Below are 20,140 nucleotides of genomic sequence, written 5' to 3'. Positions count from 1 at the left end.
AAGCCGCGATGAGGGATGGCGAAAGCGCCCTGCCGCGCCGTCAGGCGCTACGATCCCGACTGGCCCGCCGCTGCAGGAGGTTTGGATGGCACTCGATCGCCGGATCGTCGAACTCTATGACGAATACACCCACAAGCCGCTCGACCGCCGCGTCTTCTTCAACCGGCTGATGGTGCTGGCGGGATCGGCGGCGGCGGCCGAGGCGGCGCTGTCGCTGCTGGAGCCGAACTATGCCCAGGCCCAGCAGATCGCCCCCGAGGATGCCCGGATCGCGACCGAGCGGCTCGATGTCCGCATCGACGGTGTGGCGCTCAAGGGTTATCTGGCCGCCCCCCGGACCGCGGCTCGGCGCGGCGGCGTGCTGGTCATCCATGAAAACCGCGGGCTCAATCCGCATATCGAGGATGTCACCCGGCGCATGGCGCTGGCAGGCTTCACCGCGCTCGGGCTCGACTTCCTGACGCCGCTTGGCGGGACGCCGAGAGACCCCGACGAGGCGCGCGCGCTGTTTGCGCGGTTGCCCGCTGAGGATGTTCTGCGACAAGGGCGGGCGGCGCTGAAACTCCTGGCCGCACGGCCGGATGCGACCGGCAAGACCGGCGCGATCGGCTTCTGCTGGGGCGGCGGCGTCGTCAACGACCTCGCCGTGGCGCTCCCCGAGCTGGCAGCCGGCGTCGTGTTCTATGGTCGCTCGCCCGATCTCGCCAGGGTGCCGCAGATCAAGGCGCGGCTCCTGATCCAGCATGCCGCGCGCGATACGCGCCTCGTCCAGCAACTGCCGGACTACGAGGCGGCGCTGAAGGCTGCGGGTATCCGGCACGAGGTCATCGTCTATCCGGAGGTCGACCACGCCTTCCACAACGACACCAGCACCGAGCGCTACAATGCGGCCGCGGCCAAACAGGCCTGGGACAAGGCGGTCGCCTTCCTTGCGGCGGAGACGGGGGCGGCGTGAGGGGCGATTGCCTCCGGAGCATTCGGGCTGTGTGCGGAAACACCACGTCGTCCCGGGCTTGACCCGGGACCCGTTCCGGAACCTCGCCAATCAGCGCTCCGGAATGGATTCCCGATCTCCGCGGAGTTTATCCTTGGGCCGATCGAAGATCGGACCCGAGGGCTGCGTCCGGGATGACCCGCGCTTTATGACGAGGAGTCACGCGCCAGGGCGCATAAAAACCCGGCGGTCGCCCGCCGGGTTTTTCGTTTCGTCTGCCGAGAGACGCCTGGATCAGGCGGCTTCTTCCTGGATGTCGTCGTTGTCGCCTTCGACATCGCCCTCCGCGGCTTCCACCACTTCGCCCTTGGCCGGACGGCGCGGCGACTTGGCGAGCTGGCCCTCGATCTTCTTGAGGGCCTCGGTCTCGGTGATGTCGTCGACGACCGCGATCTCGCGGGTCATGCGGTCGACGGCGGCCTCATAGAGCTGGCGCTCGGAATAGGACTGCTCGGGCTGGGCCTCGGAGCGGTAGAGATCGCGCACGACCTCGGCGATGGCGACGAGATCGCCGGAATTGATCTTCGCCTCGTATTCCTGGGCGCGGCGCGACCACATGGTGCGCTTGACGCGGGCGCGGCCGGTCAGCGTGGTCAGGGCCTTGGTGACGCTCTCGGCGTCGGCGAGCTTGCGCAGGCCGACGCTGGCGGCCTTGGCGGTGGGGACGCGCAGCGTCATCTTGTCCTTGGCAAAGCTGACCACGAACAGCTCGAGTTTGAAGCCCGCGACTTCCTGCTCCTCGATCGCCGTGATCTGACCGACGCCATGAGACGGGTAGACGACGAATTCGCCCGTCTTGAAACCCTGGCGCACAACAGCTTTCTTCACCGTGGACATGCCGTTACGACTCCTGACCGGACCGCTTGACGCGGGCTCGCAATTCTCAATCTCGGGTCGGATGACCGGAGACACTCTGCCTGGGGCTGCCGGGCTTCAGACCCGATGCCTCACGCTCCCTCAGCCGGTCGTATCTTTGATGCCCCCGCGCACGCAGACGTCGATTGCCCCGGCCAACCGTGCCGGCGGTTCTCATCATCGTTGTCTAGGGGGCGCCCCGTTTGTGGAAACCTCGCAGGGGCATGCGGAACGAATGCGACTGGGCCTATCATGTAGCATAAAAAACACGCCGAATCAAAGGTAAACACAAGCCCGGCGCAAGCCTGCGGCCTGCGGCGCGAGAATGGTTAACGCGACTCGGCCCGCAGCTGTCGCGGCGGTCGCTTGTGTCAGTCGCCCTCGCCGGGGTTGGCCGAGAAATGCGCCTCGAGCTTGCCGGCGACGCCATCAAAGGCTTTCGCGTCGGCCGGAGCGTCCTTCTTCTGCGTGATGTTGGGCCAGCTCGAAGCGTATTTGGAGTTGAGCTGCAGCCAGCTTTCCAGGCCCGGCTCCGTGTCGGGCTTGATGGCCTCGGCGGGGCATTCGGGCTCGCAGACGCCGCAATCGATGCACTCGTCGGGATGGATGACGAGCATGTTCTCGCCTTCATAGAAGCAGTCGACCGGACAAACCTCGACGCAATCCATGTACTTGCACTTGATGCAGTTCTCGGTGACCACATAGGTCATGTCGCAGGTCCTTCCCGTCTGCCAGTACGGCCCATAAAGCGCCGAAAATCGCGTCGTTCAAGGCCTTATGGCCCGGTTGCTCGGTGCGACATCCGCTTTTCCCACCCGCGGCGGCAAGACCCGCACGTCCGAGAAGCGCCCAATTTCATTTGTGTACAAACGATAATCGGTTTTATCCGTCGTCATCATCGGCGGCAAGTGGCGGATCGCCGCGCTCCGGCCCGTCCAGGCGCTCATAGAGCAGCCGCGCCTGGTCGTACGGCCCGCGCCGCTCGCCGAGCGACAGGAGGCGCGCCACCACGGTCGCATGCGGCAACGCCAGGGTCAGCACGTCTCCCAGTTTGAGAGCATGCGCCGGGTTGGCTGTCCGGCGCCCGTCGACCCGGACATGGCCGTCATCCACGAGACGCACGGCGGCCTGACGCGTCCGAGCGAAGCGCGCGAACCAGAGCCACTTGTCCAGTCGCTGACGATCCTCGCGCATCGCCGATCCGTGGGCTCAGCTCTTGCGGCCTTCCAGCTGCGCCTTCAAAGCGGCGAGCTTGGCGAAAGGCGAATCCGGATCGGGCTCGCGATCGGCGGGGCGCGGCCGGGGCGGCTGCTGGAACCGCTCGCCACCACGGTCGTCGCGACGCGGTCCACTGTCGCCACCGGGGCGCCCGTCCCGCTTGAAATCGGGCCGTGGCCCGCGATTCTGCTCGGGGCGGCCCTGACCGGGCTTGTGTCCCTGGCCCTCGGGGCGTGGCCCGCGCGGGCCGGACCGAGGCCGCTCGTCGCGCCGCGCCTCGCGCTCGGGCCGCGGCGCGGTTGCAGCGACCGCACCGGCCTCTCCCGAAGCTGCCAAGGGCGCCGCGGGTGTCTCGCCGTCACGGCGCGGCGCGCCCGGGCGAGGCCCGCGGTTGGGTCGGTCGCCACGACGCCCGCCGGGCTGGCGTTCGCCGGGAGCGCCCGCGCCTTCGCGCGGGCCGCGTGCCGGTTCGGGACGCCGGCCACCCTGGTGGCGGTGCGGGCGCCAGACCTCGATCAGTTCGGGTTCTGCCGGAGCGGCGGGAACCGCGTCGCTTTCGGCCTGGGGAGCGTCGTCTTGCACCTCGGCGGCCGGTTCGGCCGGCGCTGTCGGAAGCGCCGACATCATGTCGGCTGGAACCGGCTCGCGTGGCGCTTCCAACTCATCCTGCGTCAGGATCGGGGCGTCGGGCGTTTCGGCCGCGGGCGCATCGGTGTCCGTCGTCGGCTCGGCGAACTCGGCCTCGATGGGCGCGATCTCGGTGGGCTCTGGCGCGTCTTGCGCCGCAACCGTCTCTGCAGGCGCTGCGTCGGGCGCGGGTTCGCTCGGGGCGTCCGGCGGGCCGCCCTCCGCCGCGACCGAGGCGGGCTGATCCTCCGCCGGCGCTGCGGGTTCTGTCTGGACGGCCGGCGACGCGGCGGGCCTGGCCGGCGCAGCCGCCAGCGGCACGGTGATCGCCGGGCCGGGACGCTTCACCGAGACATAGCCGAGCGAGCGCAGGATCGAGGCGAAGTCCTCGCCGGCGCAGCCGACGAGCGAGGTCATCGCGCCGGTGACGACGAAGCCGTCCTGGTCGGCGCTTCCGGTCGGCGGCGTCCCCTGCGTCAAGCCGGGGCGATAGGCGATGGCGGGCCGGATCAGATCGGCGAGGCGCTCCAGGATGTCGACGCGCACGGCGCGCTCGCCGCAGACGCGGTAACCGGCGGCGCGATAGAGCCCCTTCGGTACGGCCTTGTCGACCGGGAAGGAGGTCCGGCCCGAGGCTGCGAGATGGGCGATGTCGTCAAGCCCCGACAATTCGGGGCCACCATGCTTGAGCGCCCAGAGCTGGGCGGCCAGCGCGCGCGGCGCCGGCTTGAGCAAGGCGGGGACGTAGAGATGGAAGGCGCCGAAGCGGATGCCGAGGTTGCGCAGGGCGGCACGGCCCTCCTGGTCGAGCGCCTTCATCTCCTCGCCGACCTTGGTGCGCTCGAGCACGCCGAGCGATTCTGCGGTCTGGTAGGCGATGCCGCGGGCGATGCCGGTCGCCGTCGTGGCGTCCTCCAGCATCTGCAAGGGCCCGAGCAGCCGGGTGACATGGGTTTTGAGCCAGAGTTGAAGCCTGGCCTCGACCTGCTCGCGAGCCTGGCCTGCAAGATGCTCCTCGACGAGCAGCCGCAGGCGCGGCTCGATCGCCTTCTCTCCGGCGACCAGGCGCGCGACCGGCTCGCCGATCCAGCGCAGCAGGCCGTCATGCGACAGCACGAAGGCATCGTCTCCGGCGAGAACGACCCGCGCGGCGCGGGCCTCGATCTCGCTGGCCAACGCCTTCATCGCCGCCATGTTCAAGGCTTTCGCCTCCGGCCCGCCGGCCTTCGGGTCCGCCGTGAAGCGAAAACCCTGCAGCATTCCGACGTGCTGGCCCTCGACGAGCACGTCGCCCGTCGTGGTGACCTCAGCCTCCAACATCGCATTCTCCCGCAAACGGCGCATCAGCACGCTAGTGCGCCGGTCGACAAATCGGCTCGCAAGACGCTCGTGCAGAGCATCCGAGAGTTTGTCCTCTACAAGACGCGCAACCCCCTGCCAATGCTCCGGATCAGGTAACCAGTCCGGACGGTTGGCGACGAAGGTCCAGGTGCGGACCTGGGCGATGCGCGCGGACAGCGTATCGATCTCGCCATCGGTGCGATCGAGCGCCGAAAGCTGGGCCCGGTACCAGTCGATATCGAGCCGGCCATGGCGCATCAGCCGCAGATAAAGCGTGGTCGCGAGGTCGGCATGCTGCTGCGGCGCGATCTTGCGGTAGTCGGGCAGGCCGCAGACCTCCCAGAGCCGCTCGACCGCCGGGCGTCCCTGCGCCAGCGCCTTGACGTCGGGATCTCGGGCCAAATTCTCGAGCGTCGTCATGTCTTCGGCGATCAGGGCCCGCGTCAGGCCCGGCTCGCTGGGCTGCAGGTTCAGGCTGTCGAGAAGCTGCGCGACCGAGCGGAAATCGAGATCCGTGTTGCGCCACTGTAATTGGCGCACCGGCTCGAAGCGGTGGTTCTCGATCGCCTCGACGAGATCGGCCTCGAAGGGCGGACATCTCCCGCTGGTGCCGAAGGTACCGTCGCGGAGGTGGCGCCCGGCACGCCCGGCGATCTGGCCGAACTCGGCCGGGTTCAGCTTTCGGAAATGGTGGCCGTCATATTTCTTGTCGGCGGCGAAGGCGATGTGGTCGACATCGAGATTGAGGCCCATGCCGATCGCATCGGTGGCGACGAGATAATCGACGTCGCCGGACTGGTAGATCTCGACCTGGGCGTTGCGGGTGCGCGGCGAGAGCGCGCCGAGCACCACCGCCGCGCCGCCCTTCTGCCGCCGGATCAGCTCGGCGATGGCGTAGACCTCCTCGACCGAGAAGGCGACGATGGCCGAGCGCGGCGCGAGGCGCGTGATTTTCCGGTCGCCGGCGAACATGAGTTGCGAGAGGCGCGGGCGCGTCACGACATGGACGCCGGGGATGAGCTGCTCGATCACCGGCTTCATCGTGCCGGCGCCGATCAGCATGGTCTCGGCCCGCCCGCGGCGGTTGAGCAGACGGTCGGTGAAGACGTGGCCGCGGTCGAGATCGGCGGCGAGCTGGATCTCGTCGATCGCGACGAAATCGACGGCGAGATCGCGCGGCATCGCCTCGACCGTGCAGACCCAGAAGCGCGGCCGAGCCGGCTTGATCTTCTCCTCGCCGGTGACGAGCGCGACGGCTTCAGCGCCGACCTTGTCGACGACGCGCTGATAGACCTCGCGCGCCAGCAGGCGCAGGGGCAGGCCGATCATGCCCGTCGGATGGGCGACCATCCGCTCGATCGCGAGATGGGTCTTGCCGGTGTTGGTCGGGCCGAGGACGGCGGTGACGCCGAGGGCGCGGACCGAAGGGGGCAGGGAGCGCGGAGGGATCAAGTCGCAGCCGATCGTGAGGTGTGGCGTCGCGGCGGCGACGCCCTTAGGGCGTCTGCAGACGGCGCGCGACGCGAGAATCAACTAGGACGCGGAACGAGCCCTGAACGAAGCGGGCCCGAATCGCTGACTCCGGCAGAATCGGGTTTCGTTCTTCATGCTAGGCCGAGACGGCGCCGCTGGGCGCCGTGCTTGGCGGAATCGGAACACCGGCATCGCCTGTCCTTTGCGCTCCGACGCTGGCGGCCCTCCGCCCCGTCCTGTGCAGGAGACTATCTATGCACGTTCGGCCGGGAAACGAGAGGCGTCGCATCGCCGCCGGCCATGATGGCGGGCCTCAGCCGAAAAACCCCGCGAAAACCTCGGCTGCTTCGTCGGGTGCCTCGACATGCACGAAATGGCCGGCACTCTCGCAGAAGGTGACCTCCGCCGCGTCGAAATGCTCCGGCACGAAGGCCGCCCATTCCGATCTCAGGACGGGGTCGTGGCGGCCCCAATGCACCCGCGTCGGATGGTGGATGCGCACGGAGGGCGTCGGGTGTCCGTCGATGGCGGCCAGGCGCGACGCGTTCTGGCTGCGGTACCAGTCGAAGCCGCCGCGCAGATTGCCGGGCTTCATGAAGTTGTCGATCCACAGCTCGAGCGCCGGATCGAAAGCCTCCTTGCGGTGGCACCAATGCGACAGGAAATGCGAGAAATACAAGGCGCAGCTTTGGCGGCTGAGGCCGACCAGCGCCTCGGCCAGGGCCAGTTGCTGGAAGGACTGGTACCAGACCTCGTTGACATGGCCGTCATGGACCCAGCGACCCGCGATGCTCTGGGTCGGGCAGTTGAAGAACAGCAGGCGATCGACCAGCTGAGGATGGCGCCGCGCCAGCGCCTGCGCGACATAGGCGCCGACATCGTGGCCGACGACGCCGACCGTGTCGAAGCCCAGCGCGGCCACCAGCGAGGCCATGTCGTCGGCATGGCTGTTGGCGCCGACGTCGCTGCGCGGGGCCGATGATTTGGCGCTGTCGCCGAAGCCGCGGAGGTCCGGTGCGATCAGGTGAAACTGGGGGTGGAGCCGGTTCATCAGGGGCAGCCATGTCGCCCAGAATTCGGGCCAGCCATGCAGCAACAGAACCGGTGCCCCGGAGCCGACCTCGGCGACATGCAGCGTCGTGTCGCGCACCGCGATCTGGCGATGGCGCAGACCGGGTGGAGTGGCGAAGTCGCTGGACATGGTCTCTCCCGAAGCCCTTTGTCCAACGGTAGCGCCTGCCCGCCCTGCGCCGCAATCGAAACGCGCTGGCCGACGATGCGGCCGGCCCGTTTCTCCACAGCCGCCATCGGCCTGCCATCGGTTGTTCAAGTGGCGGCGCGCCGTGCTGTCAGTGCGCAGCGTGGCGGCATTGGCTGTGATCGGCCAAGGCCTCGATGATCGCGCAATCGCAAGCGGCCACGCCGCCCGAGCAGGCCGCGGCGATGCGTTCGAGCTCCTTTTCGAGCGAGCGCAGCCGGGCGATCTTGTGCCGGACATCAGCGAGATGGGAGACCGAGATGGCATGGGCCTCGTCGCAGGCCAGCGCCGGATTGTCGGAGAGATTGAGCAGGGTGCGGATCGCATCGACGGCGAAGCCGAGGTCGCGGGCATGCTTGATGAAGGCGAGGCGCTCGACATGGCGCAGGCCATAGCGGCGCTGATTGCCTTCCGAGCGTTCCGGCGGCGGCAAAAGCCCGACCTGCTCGTAATAGCGGATCGTCTCCACTTTCACGCCCGTGCGCTCGGCCAGCGCTCCGATCGGCATGACGGTTTCGAGGCGCGGCGCCGGCATGATGGGATCTCCAACCTCTAGTGACTGGAGATCATAGTCCTTGCGAGGGCGAAGTCAGCAGGGGCCGATCGTCGCTCTCGGGGACTGGTTCCCCAGGCCGTCCTGTGCCCCACGCCGTCTTGACCTCGATCAATGCCCGCCGGGTCGGTTGGGTGAATGCTGAATCCGTGCAGGACGTGACGGGCGGAGCCGTGCTGCGCGCAACCAGATCCTTGGCCGTTGCTGGGGCGCATCGATGCGCGAACGGTCAGCCCGTCAACCCCTGCGCAAAAGGCCTCCCCGATGAAAACTCCGCAACGTGGCTGGCTGCTGCCGGCGGCTGTGATCCTTTTGGCCGGCGGCGGCTACTTCGCCTGGCAGCGGCTCACCGCCAGCGACCTGCCGGAGGGCCTCGCCAGCGGTAATGGCCGCATCGAGGCGGTGGAGATCGACGTGGCGGCGCGCGTCTCCGGCCGGATCAGGGAGATGCTGGCCAATGAGGGCGATTTCGTCACGGCCGGCCAGATCGTCGCGCGGATGGACACCGAAACCCTCGAGGCCCAGCGCGCCGAGGCGCAGGCGCAGCAGGAGCGGGCGGTAATCGCGGTCGACACCGCCCGCAGCCTCGTTGTCCAGCGCCAGGCTGAGAAAACCGCTGCGACGGCGGTCGTCGCCCAGCGCGAGGCCGAGCTCGACGCCGCCCGCCGGAAGCTCGCCCGCTCGGAACAGCTCTCCGAGCGCGGCAACGTCTCCGACCAGGTGCTCGATGACGACCGGGCGCGGGCGCAGGGGACGACGGCCGCCGTCGGCGCCGCCAAGGCCCAGCTCGCCGCCAGCGAGGCCGCGATCAGCTCGGCCGTGTCTCAGGTCGTCGGGGCGCAGGCCGCGGTGGCGGCGGCGAAGGCGACGGTGAGGCGCTTCGACGCCGATATCGACGACAGCGCGCTCAAGGCGCCGCGCGACGGCCGCGTGCAATACCGCGTCGCCCAACCTGGCGAGGTCGTCGCGGCCGGCGGGCGCGTGCTCAACCTCGTCGATCTCGAGGACGTGTTCATGACCTTCTTCCTGCCGACCGGGCAGGCGGGGCGCGTCGCCATGGGCGCGCAGGCGCGCATCGTGCTCGACGCGGCGCCGAGGCTCGTCATCCCGGCCTCGATCTCCTTCGTCGCCGATGTCGCCCAGTTCACGCCGAAGACGGTGGAGACGACGCAGGAGCGCGAGAAGCTGATGTTCCGCATCAAGGCGCAGATTCCGCCCGCGCTGCTGCGCAAACACATTCAGCAGGTGAAGACCGGGCTGCCGGGCATCGCCTATGTCCAGCTCGATCCGCAGGCGGCCTGGCCGCAGCGCCTGCAGACCGGCCTCGTGCAATGAGCGCCCTTCCGGCTGTGGCCGGGGCGCCGGTCGTCAGCCTCGTCGGCGTCGGCCTGAGCTACGGCAAGACGAGGGCGCTCGAGGCGGTCAGCCTCGATCTTCCGTCCGGATGCATGGTGGGGCTGATCGGCCCGGACGGCGTCGGCAAGTCCAGCCTCCTGTCCCTCGTGGCCGGCGCACGCGTGATCCAGGCGGGCTCGGTGACGGTGCTCGGCGGCGACATGGCGGATGCGGCGCATCGGCGCGCGGCCTGCCCGCGCATCGCCTATATGCCGCAGGGCCTCGGCAAGAACCTCTATCCAACGCTGTCGGTGTTCGAGAATGTCGACTTCTTCGCGCGGCTGTTCGGGCAGGGCCGGGCCGAGCGCGAGGCCCGCATCGCCGACCTGCTGCAGCGCACGGGGCTGCGCCCCTTTGCCGATCGGCCAGCGGGCAAGCTCTCGGGCGGCATGAAGCAGAAGCTCGGCCTGTGCTGCGCGCTGATCCACGATCCCGACCTGCTGATCCTCGACGAGCCGACCACGGGCGTCGATCCTTTGTCGCGGCGCCAGTTCTGGGAGCTGATCGACACGATCCGCGCCGGGCGACCCGGCATGAGTGTCGTCGTCGCCACCGCCTATATGGAAGAGGCGGCGCGGTTCGACTGGCTGGTGGCGATGGATGCAGGACGCGTCCTCGCCACGGGTGCGTCGGCGGACCTCCTGGCGCAGACCGGCGCTGCCACGCTCGACGAGGCCTTCATCGCGCTGCTGCCGGAGGAGAAGCGCAAGCTCCACCATGCCGTCGTCATTGCGCCGCGCGACGCGGAGACCCATGCCGAGATCGCCATCGAAGCCGAGGGGCTGACGATGCGCTTCGACGATTTCGTCGCGGTCGACCGGGTCAGCTTCCGGATCCAGCGCGGCGAGATCTTCGGCTTCCTCGGCTCGAATGGCTGCGGCAAGTCGACGACGATGAAGATGCTGACCGGGCTTCTGGCCGCCAGCGAGGGCCGGGCCCGGCTGTTCGGTGCAGAGGTCGATCCGCGCGACATGCGCGTGCGCCAGCGCGTCGGCTACATGTCGCAGGCCTTCTCGCTCTATTCCGAACTCACGGTTGCGCAGAACCTCGACCTGCACGCCCGCCTGTTCCAGCTGCCGCCGGAGAGCATTCCCGCCCGTGTCGCCGAGATGGCGCGGCGGTTCGACCTCGCCTCCGTGATGGATGCGCTGCCGGACGCGCTGCCGCTCGGCCTGCGCCAGCGCCTGTCGCTGGCGGTGGCGCTGATCCATGCGCCGGAGATCCTGATCCTCGACGAGCCGACCTCGGGCGTCGACCCGATCGCCCGCGACGGGCTCTGGCAGATCCTGGTCGATCTCTCGCGGCAGGACGGCGTCACCATCTTCATCTCGACCCATTTCATGAACGAGGCGCAGCGCTGCGACCGCATCTCCCTGATGCATGCTGGCCGGGTGCTGGTCAGCGACACGCCCGCGGCGATCGTCGCACAGCGCGGCAGCGCCACGCTGGAGGACGCCTTCATCGGTTATCTGGAGGAGGCGATCGGCGAGGCCGGGGCGCCAGCGCAACCCCCGCCGGCGGCTCCGCAGCCCGACGCCGTGCCGGTGGCCGCCGCGCATGCGCAGCGGCGGCTGTTCGATCCGCGCCGGATGCTCAGCTACACGCGGCGCGAGGCGCTGGAGCTGCGGCGCGACCCGATCCGCGCCACGCTGGCGCTGGTCGGCAGCCTGCTGCTGATGTTCGTGATTGGCTACGGCATCAATTTCGACGTCGAGAAGCTGTCCTTCGCCGTCCTCGATCACGACCAGTCGCTCGCCAGCAGCGATTATGCGCTGGGCATGGCCGGATCGCGCTACTTCGTCGAGAAGGCCCCCATCGTCGATTATGCCGATCTCGACCGGCGGATGCGGCGCGGCGAACTGGCGCTCGCCATCGAGATCCCTCCCGGCTTCGGCCGTGATCTCGCGCGGGGCCGGCCGGTCCAGGTCGCAGCCTGGATCGACGGGGCAATGCCCCAGCGGGCCGAGACCGTGCAGGGCTATGTCCAGGGCCTGCACAGCGCCTGGCTGACGCAGAAGATGCGCCTGCTGCTGGGCGAGGATGCGGCCAGCGCCGCGTTCCGCATCGAGACGCGCTATCGCTACAACCCCAATATCGAGAGCCTCGTCGCCATGGTGCCGGCGGTGATCCCGCTGCTCCTGCTGATGATCCCGGCGATGCTGGCGGCGCTCAGCGTCGTCAGGGAAAAGGAGCTGGGCTCGATCATCAACCTCTATGTCACGCCGGTGACGCGGTTCGAGTTCCTGCTCGGCAAGCAGCTGCCCTATGTCGCGCTCGCACTCGTCAATGCGCTGCTGCTGACCCTCTTTGCCGTCTTTGTCTTCCGGGTGCCGTTCACGGGCGATCTGCTGGCCTTCGCCACTGCGGCCTTCGTCTATGTGGTCGCGGCCACTGCGATGGGGCTCCTGATCTCGAGCTTCATGACCAGCCAGATCGCGGCGATCTTCGGCACGACGATCCTGACCCTGCTGCCGGCGACGCAGTTCTCCGGCATGACCGACCCGGTCTCCTCGCTGCAGGGGGTGGGCGCGCTGGTCGGGCGGATCTATCCGACCGCGCATTTCATGACGATCTCGCGTGGCACCTTCTCGAAGGGCCTGGGTTTCGGCGATCTCGGGGGGAGCTTCGTGCCGCTGCTGATCGCCGTGCCGGTGCTGCTCGGCATCGCCACGCTCCTCCTCAAGAAACAGGCGCGGTGAGCGATGCGGCCGGCAAACATCCTCCATCTCGGGATCAAGGAAATCCGCGGGCTTCTGCGCGACACGACCCTGCTGGTCCTGATCGTCTACAGCTTCACTCTCGCGATCTACAGCCAGACCAAGGCGGTGCCGGAGACGCTCAACCGCGCTGCCATCGCGATCGTCGATGAGGATCGCTCGCCGCTCTCCTCGCGCATCGTCACGGCGTTCTACCCGCCCTATTTCACGCCGCCGCGGGTGATCACCGCCACCGAGATGGACCGGCGCATGGATGCCGGGCTCGACACCTTCGCGCTCGACATTCCCCCCAATTTCCAGCGCGACCTGCTCGCGGGGCGAAAGCCCGCGATCCAGCTCAACATCGACGCGACGCGGATGACCCAGGCCTTCAGCGGCAATGTCTACATCCAGAACATCGTCGGCGCGGAGATCATGGAGTTCAGCCAGCGGGCGCGCGGGGCGGCGGCGTCGCCGGTCGAGCTCGTCCAGCGCCTGCGCTTCAACCCCGAGCTCAACAAGGGCTGGTTCGGCGCGGTGATGAACGTCGTCTTGAGCATCACCATGCTCTCGATCGTGCTGACCGGGGCGGCGCTGATCCGCGAGCGCGAGCACGGCACGATCGAACACCTGCTGGCGATGCCGGTGACTCCGTTCGAGATCATGACGAGCAAGGTCTGGTCGATGGGGCTGGTTGTGCTCGTCGCCTCGGCGCTGTCGCTGATCATCGTCGTCCAGGGCCTGCTCGGCGTGCCGATCGAGGGCAGCATCCCGCTCTTCCTGCTCGGAGCCGCGCTGCTGCTCTTCGCCACGACTTCGCTCGGCATCTTCCTCGCCAGCATCGCCGGCTCGATGCCGCAGTTCGGCCTGCTCTTGATGATGGTGCTGCTGCCGCTGCAGATGCTCTCGGGTGGCATGACGCCGCGCGAGAGCATGCCCGAGATCGTGCAGACGATCATGCTGGCGGCGCCCAACACCCATTTCGTCATCCTCGCCCAGGCGGTGCTGTTCCGCGGGGCGGGACTCGATGTGGTCTGGCCGCAATTGCTCGCCCTCATCGGCATCGGCGCGGCGCTCTTTGCCGTGTCGCTGCGGCGCTTCCGGCGTTTCCTGCGCTGAGGGCGTTGCCTCAGGAGCGGGCGTATTTCGCGCCGCAGAAGGAGCGCGCATTGTCGGTCCACTGGCCGAAGCCGGTGGCGACCATGTTGCGGATCACGGTGCAGACATAGCGATGCTGGGCCGGGTTGTTGTGCGGCCCCGCGTGATAGCGCGCCACCGCCATGGTCCAGGTCGTGTGGCGGGCCTTCAGCCGCTTCAGGAACTTGGCGGAGTATTCGACATTCAGCGCCGGGTCGAACATGGCGTCGAGGCTGGGGAACTGGTCGCGGTGGTAGTGATGGTTGATCTGCATGCAGCCGATGTCGATCAGCTTCTTGCCCTTGGCGCGCGAGGTGTGGAACTCGGCCAGTGCCTCCTGCTTGCTCGCGCCGAAGAAGGCGCGGCCATGGATGTTGAGCGCATAGGGCTGCAGCGAATTGCGCCGCCCGCTTTCAGTCAGGCCGACCGAATAGAGCACGCCGACGGGGATGTCGTAGGCCTTCGAGACGCGGATCATGTGCTCCTCGCAGACGGTCTGCGCGGCGGCCGGCGTCGAGAAGCTACAGATAGCGATCAGGATCGCGGCCAGGGCGGCGGATCTCGCGTGGCTCATGGGTGTCCTCCGGTGTGAGGGTTGGATCGGGTTCCCGGCTGCGGCTCTGCGGCTCCTGGCGCTCGCCCTGGCGGGATTGATCGAAGCCGCGGCCGTCACGGGCACCCGCGCGCGCCTCGCTGGCGCCGTCCCGGTTGGCCGCCTCCTGCCCGCCGGGGCGGGGGTCGGGGGTGGTCTGGTCGACATGGACGGTCTCGACCGAGACCTGGTCGAGGGCATAGCCGCTCGCCTTGACGATCTCGCGCAGGGCCTCGCGGTCGTTGGCGAGCATCTGGGCGGTCTCGGCGCGGCTGGCTTCGAGCCGGACCTCCATGCCGCCCTGCGAGATCCGCAGCTTGACGACGATGCTGCCGAGCTCGACCGGGCTGAGCTGGATGTGCAGGATCTTGGTCGGCGCGGCGATGCCGGCCGGCCGGTCCGCGGCGAGGTCGGGCACCTCCTGCGTGCGTGCCGGGCTGAGTTCGGCGGAGGCCTGGCGGATCGGCTCGGCCACCTGCTGGAGCGGCGACAGCCGCAGCACCGGCGGCAGATGGGTTTCCTGCCGGACCACGGTGATCGACAGCGGCTTGTCGGGCGCAAGCTCCCCGGCCGCCTTGTCCGGTCGGCCCGGCGCATCGGGTTTCGGTTCGGACAGTTTCCCGAGATCGGCGAGGCCCAGCAGGTCGGTCGGCGCGGTCGTGTCGCTGGGCATCGCGATGCCCGGCTCGGCGCCGGCCGCGTTGTCAGCAGTTACTCCCGTTCCCGCCCTTGCAAGCGCGCTGTTGAGTGCGGCGAAGGCGTCGCGCCGCGAGCCGGGCTCCTTTCGGCTGTCCGGTTGGGCTTCGCGGGCGGGGGTCTGGAGCGCGCCGAGCAGCAGGCGTGCGGCGTCGGCGGTGCCGGAGGTCGCGGCAGCGGGCTCGGGCAGGGCGGCGGGGACCAGCGCTTCCAGCAGCAGATCCGCGACCGGGCCCTCGCCATTGGCGCCGGTCTCGCCCGGCGCGACCTCGGCCGTCTTCGGCTGCGGGGCGGTCTTGGCGGCCTTGTCGACATTCTGGAGCAGGGAGCGGAAGGCCTGGCCGCGCTCGTCGCGTCCGCCGGGCCCCAGCTTGGCTTTGGGGTTCTTCGCAGCCTCCGGGCCCGCGGTTCCAGTATTGCGCCCGGGGGCGGCGAAGGGCGTTTCGAGAAGGCTCATGGCCTGGACTCTCCCGGCTTGGCGGCGTTCGAGGGCTGGCCGTCGAGCAGCGCCCTGGCCTGGGCCAGGCTGCGCTCGGCGGTCGCGACGATGCGTTTCACGCGCGGGTCGAGATCGGCGGGCTCGGCGGCGGCCGCCCCCATCTGCGCTGGCGTCTGCGTCGGGCCGGCCGGCGCATCGACGATGTGGCTGGCGACGCGCAAGGCCGTCTGGAGGATGTCCTTCTCGTCGGGCGGCAGCCGGTTGGCATCGATCTTCCTGAGCGTTTCAAGCGCGCCATCGCCCGGGTCGATGCCGATGCGCGAGGCGGCCCTGTAAAGCGAGGCCCGCGCGATGGTGGCCTGATCGGCGCCGGGGATCCGCGCGACCTCCTCGGCGGCGCGGCGCGCCTGTTCGAAACGGCCGCGGACCAGGGCGTCGCGGGCGATGATCAGCAGGACGGCGCGCTGCTGCTCGCGGTCGAAGGCGCGCAGCGTCGCGACCAGCCTGGGGAACTTCTCGGGGTCGCGGCCGATGTCGAAGCGCACCAGCCCGGTCGCGAAGCTCTGGCGGAAATGCTCGGCATAGACCGAGCGGTCGAAGCGGCGCATGTACTGGGCGGTGGCCTTCTCCAGCCGGTCGAGATCGTTGATCTCGGCGGCGATGAAGACCGCCCGGCGCAGCGCGCCCTCCTCGACCAGCGAACCGGGCGCCAGCAGCCGTGCCTGGTCCAGCAGCTGCAGGGCCCGCTTCTGGTCGTTGCGCAGGATCAGCGTCGCCTGCACGAGAGCGAGGTGCCCGGCCAGCGATTCATGCAGGCTCGCGGGATCGAGCGAGCCCAGCAGTGATCGGGCCTGGCCGCTGTCGCCCATGACATAGGCCAGCGCGCCCTCGGCGAGGCCTTTCGGCAGGCCGGCCGGCTCGCCGCGCTTGACGAGGTCCGCCAGCACGCCGGGCTGGCCGCCGCTCAGCACATACTGGACCGCGGCGCGGGTGTTGCGCGGATCGTCCCAGACCTCGGCCGGCTGGGCCGTCATCGCCTGTTCGAGATCGCGCAGCAGTTTGCCCTGGGCGGCATGGGCGGCGCGGTTGCCCGCCGCCGCCTCGTTCTGGAGCGACTGCAGCGTGCGCACGAACTGATAGGGCGGCGCGGGGGCGGCGCTCTGGCTGGACTGCACCTGCGCCTTCGCCGAGGGGGTTGCAACGGCGAGGGCAAGGGCTGTGGCCAAACAGACAGCCGCTGCGCGGCAAAGACCGGCCAGGCGCATCATGCCTTCTTCTCCCGGATCAGGATCTCGATGCGGCGGTTCTCGGCGGCGTTGGGGTCGCTGGCGCGCGGCCTGCGGCTGGCATGACCCTCGATATGCTCGATCCGGGCCTGGTTGATGCCGCCCTGGATCAGCAGATCCTGCGCGGTATGGGCGCGGGCGGTGGAGAGCCGCCAGTTGTCGCTGCGCCCGTCGCGGAAGGGGCGCGCATCGGTGTGGCCGCGGATCACGATCGCGCCGTCGCGCTGGCCCAGAACCGTGGCGATTCGCTGCATGGCCTCGACGGTCTGCGGATGCGGCTCGGCCGAACCGATGCCGAACATGCCGAAATTGGCGTTGTCGGTCAGGCTGATCAGGACGCCCTCATCGGTCTGGCGCACATCGACCTGCGGCTGGTCGCTGCGGGGCGCGGCGTTGCGGCTGCCGGTGATGGCGCTCGCGATGGCGGAGGCGACGGCCTCGTCGGCACGCGATTTCGCCGTGCCGGGTTGCGCGGCCGGCACTGTTTCGGTGGCCGCCGGGCGCGGCGACATCGGCAAGGACGCGGCGGGAGGGTTTGCGGGCGGCGGGATGGCGCGGCCGTCGCGGCTTGCGGCTGCGCCGGACTGCGAAGCGGCAGCGTCGGCCATCGCCGTCGCCTGCGAGGCCGGCTGCGCCTGCGGGGCGCTGCCCGGCGCTGGCGCCGGCGCGGCATCGCCGGCGAAGGCCTCCTGCCTGCTTGGCTTGTCGGTCTGCGGCGTCTGGCGCCAGAAGTTCGGATCGAAGGGGTCGCGCAACGCCTCGCCGCCATTCATCCCGGGCTTGCCGGTGACGCCGAGCGTCAGCGTCGAGGCACGGTCGGAGCCGGGCTCGGGCTTGGCGGCGGCAATTTCGGCCAGGATCGCATAGGGGTCTTCGAAAGCCGCCTTGCCCTGGCCCGGGTCCTTGAGCGAGGCGCTCGGGCGTCGGTCGGAGCCGGTCTTGGCGGCGCCGACCTGGTCGCCATCATGGCGGCTCGTGCTGTCCACCTCGCCGGGCTCGGCATCCTGCGGGTTGCGCACGCCCTTGCGGTCGGAGGTCGTGTCCGAGAGCTTGATCGGGTTGAAATACTGGGCGACCGTCTGGCGCGTCTCGCGATTGGTCGAATTGACCAGCCAGAGCACGAGAAACAGCGCCATCATCGCCGTCATGAAGTCGGCATGCGCGATCTTCCAGACGCCGGTCTTGATCTGGTCGGTCTGCCGGCCCGCGCCTCGGCGGACGATGATGATGTCCTGACGGTCGTTGTCCATGATCGCTCGTTTCCGATTCTTGCAAGACCGTCAGGTCAGGCCGCCGGCCGGCGGCGGCGGTCGGGGCCCCGGCCCTGGAGCCTGGCGACCCAGGCCTCGATGCGCGTCTCGATGGTGGTTTCGCCGACGACGATGCTGACATCGGTGGCGTCGGTTTCGGTGAACTCCACGGCGCAGCCGGCCGGGAACACCTGGCGCAGCGTCTCGACCAGCCTGGCGGGTCCGCTGACGCGGATCAGCACGCCGTCGTCACCCGACAGCAGCGGCCGGAGCTGGTCGATCAGCGCCCGGCTGGCCGCATCGGCCATCTCGCTTTCCAGGAAAGGCCGCAGCAGTCGCCCGGTCACGTCGGCGAGGTTCTCGCCCAGCGCGGCCAGGGCGTCGGGGATCCGGGTCGCGAGCGGCTCCGCCACCGCGTCCGCCCAGGCCTGGCGCGCCTGTTGGAGCGCCGCTTCCGCCTCGTCCTTCAGGGATTGGGCCTGCATCTCGGCTTCGGCGCGGCCCTCGGCGAGGCCTGCGCGCCGGCCGCGCTCGAAGATGGCGTCGAGATCGGGCGGCGGCTCGCGTGGCGTCTTGGGAAGAAACGAGGGCAGCTCGATGTCCTCGGGATCGGCCGCCCCGGTCACCGTCTCGGCAAGGACTTCGATGGCGATGTCCTCGACATCGAAGCTCGGGATGAAATCGGCGGCGGGGCGATGCTTCACGCGCGCTCTCCTTCATGGATCCACTGCTTCAGGATCGCGGCCGCCTGGACCTCGTTGAAGTCGATGAGCTGCTCCAGTTTGCGCAGCGGCGAGCGCTGCGAGGCGCTGGTCAGATCGCCGATCAGGTTCAGCCCGATCTCGCCGCCGGCGATCTGGAGCTGGGGATCGACGCCCGATACGGCGGCGTCCTCGGCGAGCGTCGTCAGCGCGGGCGGGGTGGGGCGCTTGAGGATTGCGTTGATCGAGGGCCGCAGGCCAAACCAGATGATCAGCGCGGCGAGGCCCAGGATCGTGACGGCGTTGATCAGCGTGCCGGACTGGCGCAGCAGCGTCTCGCCGACGCCGATCGGCGCGGTCGGCTCCAGCGTGCGGCTGCCCTGCAGGAAGTCGACGGCGAGAACCTTGATGTTGTCGCCGCGCTGGCCGTTGACGCCCGCGGCGGAGGCGACGACCTGGCGGACATCCTCGAGGCGGGCCTCGATGACGTCCGGCGTCGGCGCGGCGCCCAGCGATTCGATCAGGCGCGGCCGGTTGATCAGCACCGCGATCGACATCTTGGCGATGGCGTAGCCGTCGCTGACGGTCTGCGTCTTCTTCGAGGAGATCTCGTAGTTGGTCAGCTCCTCGCGGCGCTGCTTCTCTTCGCTGGAGCGCTGGCCGCCGTCGGCCCGGACGGCGCGCTCGGGCACGTTCTGCTCGACGGTGGTCGGCTCCTGCGTCGCGGCGTTCTGGGAGGTGTCGTTCTCGCGGACGACGCGGACCGAGCGCTCAACCTTGGAATCCGGGTTGAAGACGGTCTCGCTGGTTTCCTTGCGGTCGGTGTTCAGGTCGGTGGCGACGCTGATCTCGAAGTTCTCGAGCCCGAGATAGGGCGTCAGCGCCTTGCGGACATTGTCCTGGATCTCGCGGTTGACGCTCTGCTGCAGCCCGGCGAGCTTGGCCGAGCCTAATTGTCCGGCCTCGCCGCCGGTGGCGAGCAGAGTGCCGTCGGTGTTGAGCACCGTGACCTTCTCGGTCGAGAGGCCCGGCACCGCGGAGGCGACGAGATGGCGGATCGCCTGCGCGACATTGCCGGCGCCCGAGGTTTCGGTGCGGACCACGACGCTGGCGGAGGCCGGCTGCTGGTCGCGGCGGAAGGAGCCCTTGTCGGCGAGGACGAGATGGACGCTCGCCGCCTTGACGCCGCGCATCAGCTGGATCGTGCGGGCGAGCTCGCCCTCCATGGCGCGGACGCGGGTGATCTCCTGCATGAAGGAGGTCAGGCCGAGCGAGCCGAGCTTGTCGAAGAGCTCGTAGCCGCCGCTGGTGCTGCGCGGGAGGCCCTTCTCAGCGAGCAGCATGCGGGCCTGTGCGGCCTGCGACGGCTTGACGAGTACCTGCGTGCCCTCGGAATTGACGTCGAAGACGACGCCGGATTCCTGCAAGGCGGCGCCGATGCGGTTGACGTCCTCGCGCTGGAGGCCGCTATAAAGCACCGACATCTCGGGGCGGCTGAGATAATAGGCGCTGATGCCGATGGCGGCGAAGACGAACAGCCCGATCGCGGCCAGAGCCGCCAGACGCCGGGGGCCGAGTTGCTGGAGGTTGAGCCAGATTTCTTCAGCGTAATGGCGACCCGGCATCGTC

General features: G+C 69.2%; 16 protein-coding genes. 4 read left to right on the top strand and 12 right to left on the bottom strand.

Annotated features, from left to right (window positions below; translation table 11 throughout):
- Positions 1-85: 85 nt before the first annotated feature.
- On the top strand, positions 86-955 hold the full coding sequence (locus tag Q8S38_RS10850) for a dienelactone hydrolase family protein (protein ID WP_305680428.1): 870 nt from the start codon (positions 86-88) through the stop codon (positions 953-955).
- Between the two features lie 273 nt (positions 956-1,228).
- Here Q8S38_RS10850 and Q8S38_RS10845 read toward each other — a convergent pair whose 3' ends face one another.
- From Q8S38_RS10845 to Q8S38_RS10820, 6 genes are all read right to left on the bottom strand, one after another.
- On the bottom strand, positions 1,229-1,831 hold the full coding sequence (locus Q8S38_RS10845) for a CarD family transcriptional regulator (RefSeq protein ID WP_305680427.1): 603 nt from the start codon (positions 1,829-1,831) through the stop codon (positions 1,229-1,231).
- A gap of 389 nt (positions 1,832-2,220) precedes the next feature.
- Positions 2,221-2,559 (bottom strand): ferredoxin FdxA, encoded by a 339-nt coding sequence (gene fdxA, locus Q8S38_RS10840; RefSeq protein WP_069053067.1) that lies wholly within the window; start codon positions 2,557-2,559, stop codon positions 2,221-2,223.
- Between the two features lie 172 nt (positions 2,560-2,731).
- Positions 2,732-3,043 (bottom strand): RNA-binding S4 domain-containing protein, encoded by a 312-nt coding sequence (locus tag Q8S38_RS10835; protein WP_305680426.1) that lies wholly within the window; start codon positions 3,041-3,043, stop codon positions 2,732-2,734.
- Between the two features lie 15 nt (positions 3,044-3,058).
- The gene (locus Q8S38_RS10830) at positions 3,059-6,484 is read right to left on the bottom strand and encodes a helicase-related protein (RefSeq protein WP_305680513.1); all 3,426 of its coding nucleotides are present in this window, start codon (positions 6,482-6,484) and stop codon (positions 3,059-3,061) included.
- Positions 6,485-6,821: 337 nt separating this feature from the next.
- Positions 6,822-7,709: an alpha/beta fold hydrolase gene (locus Q8S38_RS10825; protein ID WP_305680425.1), complete on the bottom strand. Its 888-nt coding sequence runs from the start codon at positions 7,707-7,709 to the stop codon at positions 6,822-6,824.
- 148 nt (positions 7,710-7,857) lie between these two features.
- Positions 7,858-8,301, bottom strand: a complete 444-nt coding sequence (locus tag Q8S38_RS10820; RefSeq protein ID WP_305680424.1) for a MerR family transcriptional regulator — start codon at positions 8,299-8,301, stop codon at positions 7,858-7,860.
- Between the two features lie 282 nt (positions 8,302-8,583).
- Here Q8S38_RS10820 and Q8S38_RS10815 point away from each other — a divergent pair, with 282 nt between their 5' ends.
- From Q8S38_RS10815 to Q8S38_RS10805, 3 genes are read left to right on the top strand one after another with little or no spacing between them, the layout of a single operon-like run.
- Positions 8,584-9,654, top strand: a complete 1,071-nt coding sequence (locus Q8S38_RS10815; protein WP_305680423.1) for an HlyD family secretion protein — start codon at positions 8,584-8,586, stop codon at positions 9,652-9,654.
- Positions 9,651-12,413: a ribosome-associated ATPase/putative transporter RbbA gene (gene rbbA, locus Q8S38_RS10810; protein WP_305680422.1), complete on the top strand. Its 2,763-nt coding sequence runs from the start codon at positions 9,651-9,653 to the stop codon at positions 12,411-12,413. Before Q8S38_RS10815 ends, rbbA begins: the two co-directional genes overlap by 4 nt.
- Positions 12,414-12,416: 3 nt before the next feature.
- Entirely contained in the window at positions 12,417-13,529 is a 1,113-nt protein-coding gene (locus tag Q8S38_RS10805; RefSeq protein WP_305680421.1) for an ABC transporter permease, read from the top strand.
- Between the two features lie 10 nt (positions 13,530-13,539).
- Here the strand turns inward: Q8S38_RS10805 and Q8S38_RS10800 are convergent, their stop codons facing one another.
- From Q8S38_RS10800 to fliF, 6 genes are read right to left on the bottom strand one after another with little or no spacing between them, the layout of a single operon-like run.
- The gene (locus Q8S38_RS10800) at positions 13,540-14,121 is read right to left on the bottom strand and encodes a transglycosylase SLT domain-containing protein (RefSeq protein ID WP_305680420.1); all 582 of its coding nucleotides are present in this window, start codon (positions 14,119-14,121) and stop codon (positions 13,540-13,542) included.
- Positions 14,069-15,292: a flagellar hook-length control protein FliK gene (locus tag Q8S38_RS10795; RefSeq protein ID WP_305680419.1), complete on the bottom strand. Its 1,224-nt coding sequence runs from the start codon at positions 15,290-15,292 to the stop codon at positions 14,069-14,071. Before Q8S38_RS10795 ends, Q8S38_RS10800 begins: the two co-directional genes overlap by 53 nt.
- The gene (locus Q8S38_RS10790; protein ID WP_305680418.1) at positions 15,289-16,500 is read right to left on the bottom strand and encodes a chemotaxis protein; all 1,212 of its coding nucleotides are present in this window, start codon (positions 16,498-16,500) and stop codon (positions 15,289-15,291) included. Before Q8S38_RS10790 ends, Q8S38_RS10795 begins: the two co-directional genes overlap by 4 nt.
- A gap of 38 nt (positions 16,501-16,538) precedes the next feature.
- Positions 16,539-17,810: a MotB family protein gene (locus tag Q8S38_RS10785; RefSeq protein ID WP_305680417.1), complete on the bottom strand. Its 1,272-nt coding sequence runs from the start codon at positions 17,808-17,810 to the stop codon at positions 16,539-16,541.
- Positions 17,811-17,845: 35 nt separating this feature from the next.
- Positions 17,846-18,514: a FliH/SctL family protein gene (locus Q8S38_RS10780; RefSeq protein ID WP_305680416.1), complete on the bottom strand. Its 669-nt coding sequence runs from the start codon at positions 18,512-18,514 to the stop codon at positions 17,846-17,848.
- A complete protein-coding gene (gene fliF / locus Q8S38_RS10775; protein ID WP_305680415.1) occupies positions 18,511-20,136 on the bottom strand; it encodes a flagellar basal-body MS-ring/collar protein FliF in 1,626 nt (541 codons plus the stop codon). Before fliF ends, Q8S38_RS10780 begins: the two co-directional genes overlap by 4 nt.
- Positions 20,137-20,140 lie beyond the last annotated feature (4 nt).

The organism is Allobosea sp. (genome assembly GCF_030695125.1).
Classification (GTDB): domain Bacteria; phylum Pseudomonadota; class Alphaproteobacteria; order Rhizobiales; family Beijerinckiaceae; genus Allobosea.
The sequence above is the reverse complement of the archived record's forward strand: the minus strand, read 5'-3'. Positions and strand labels throughout refer to the sequence as shown.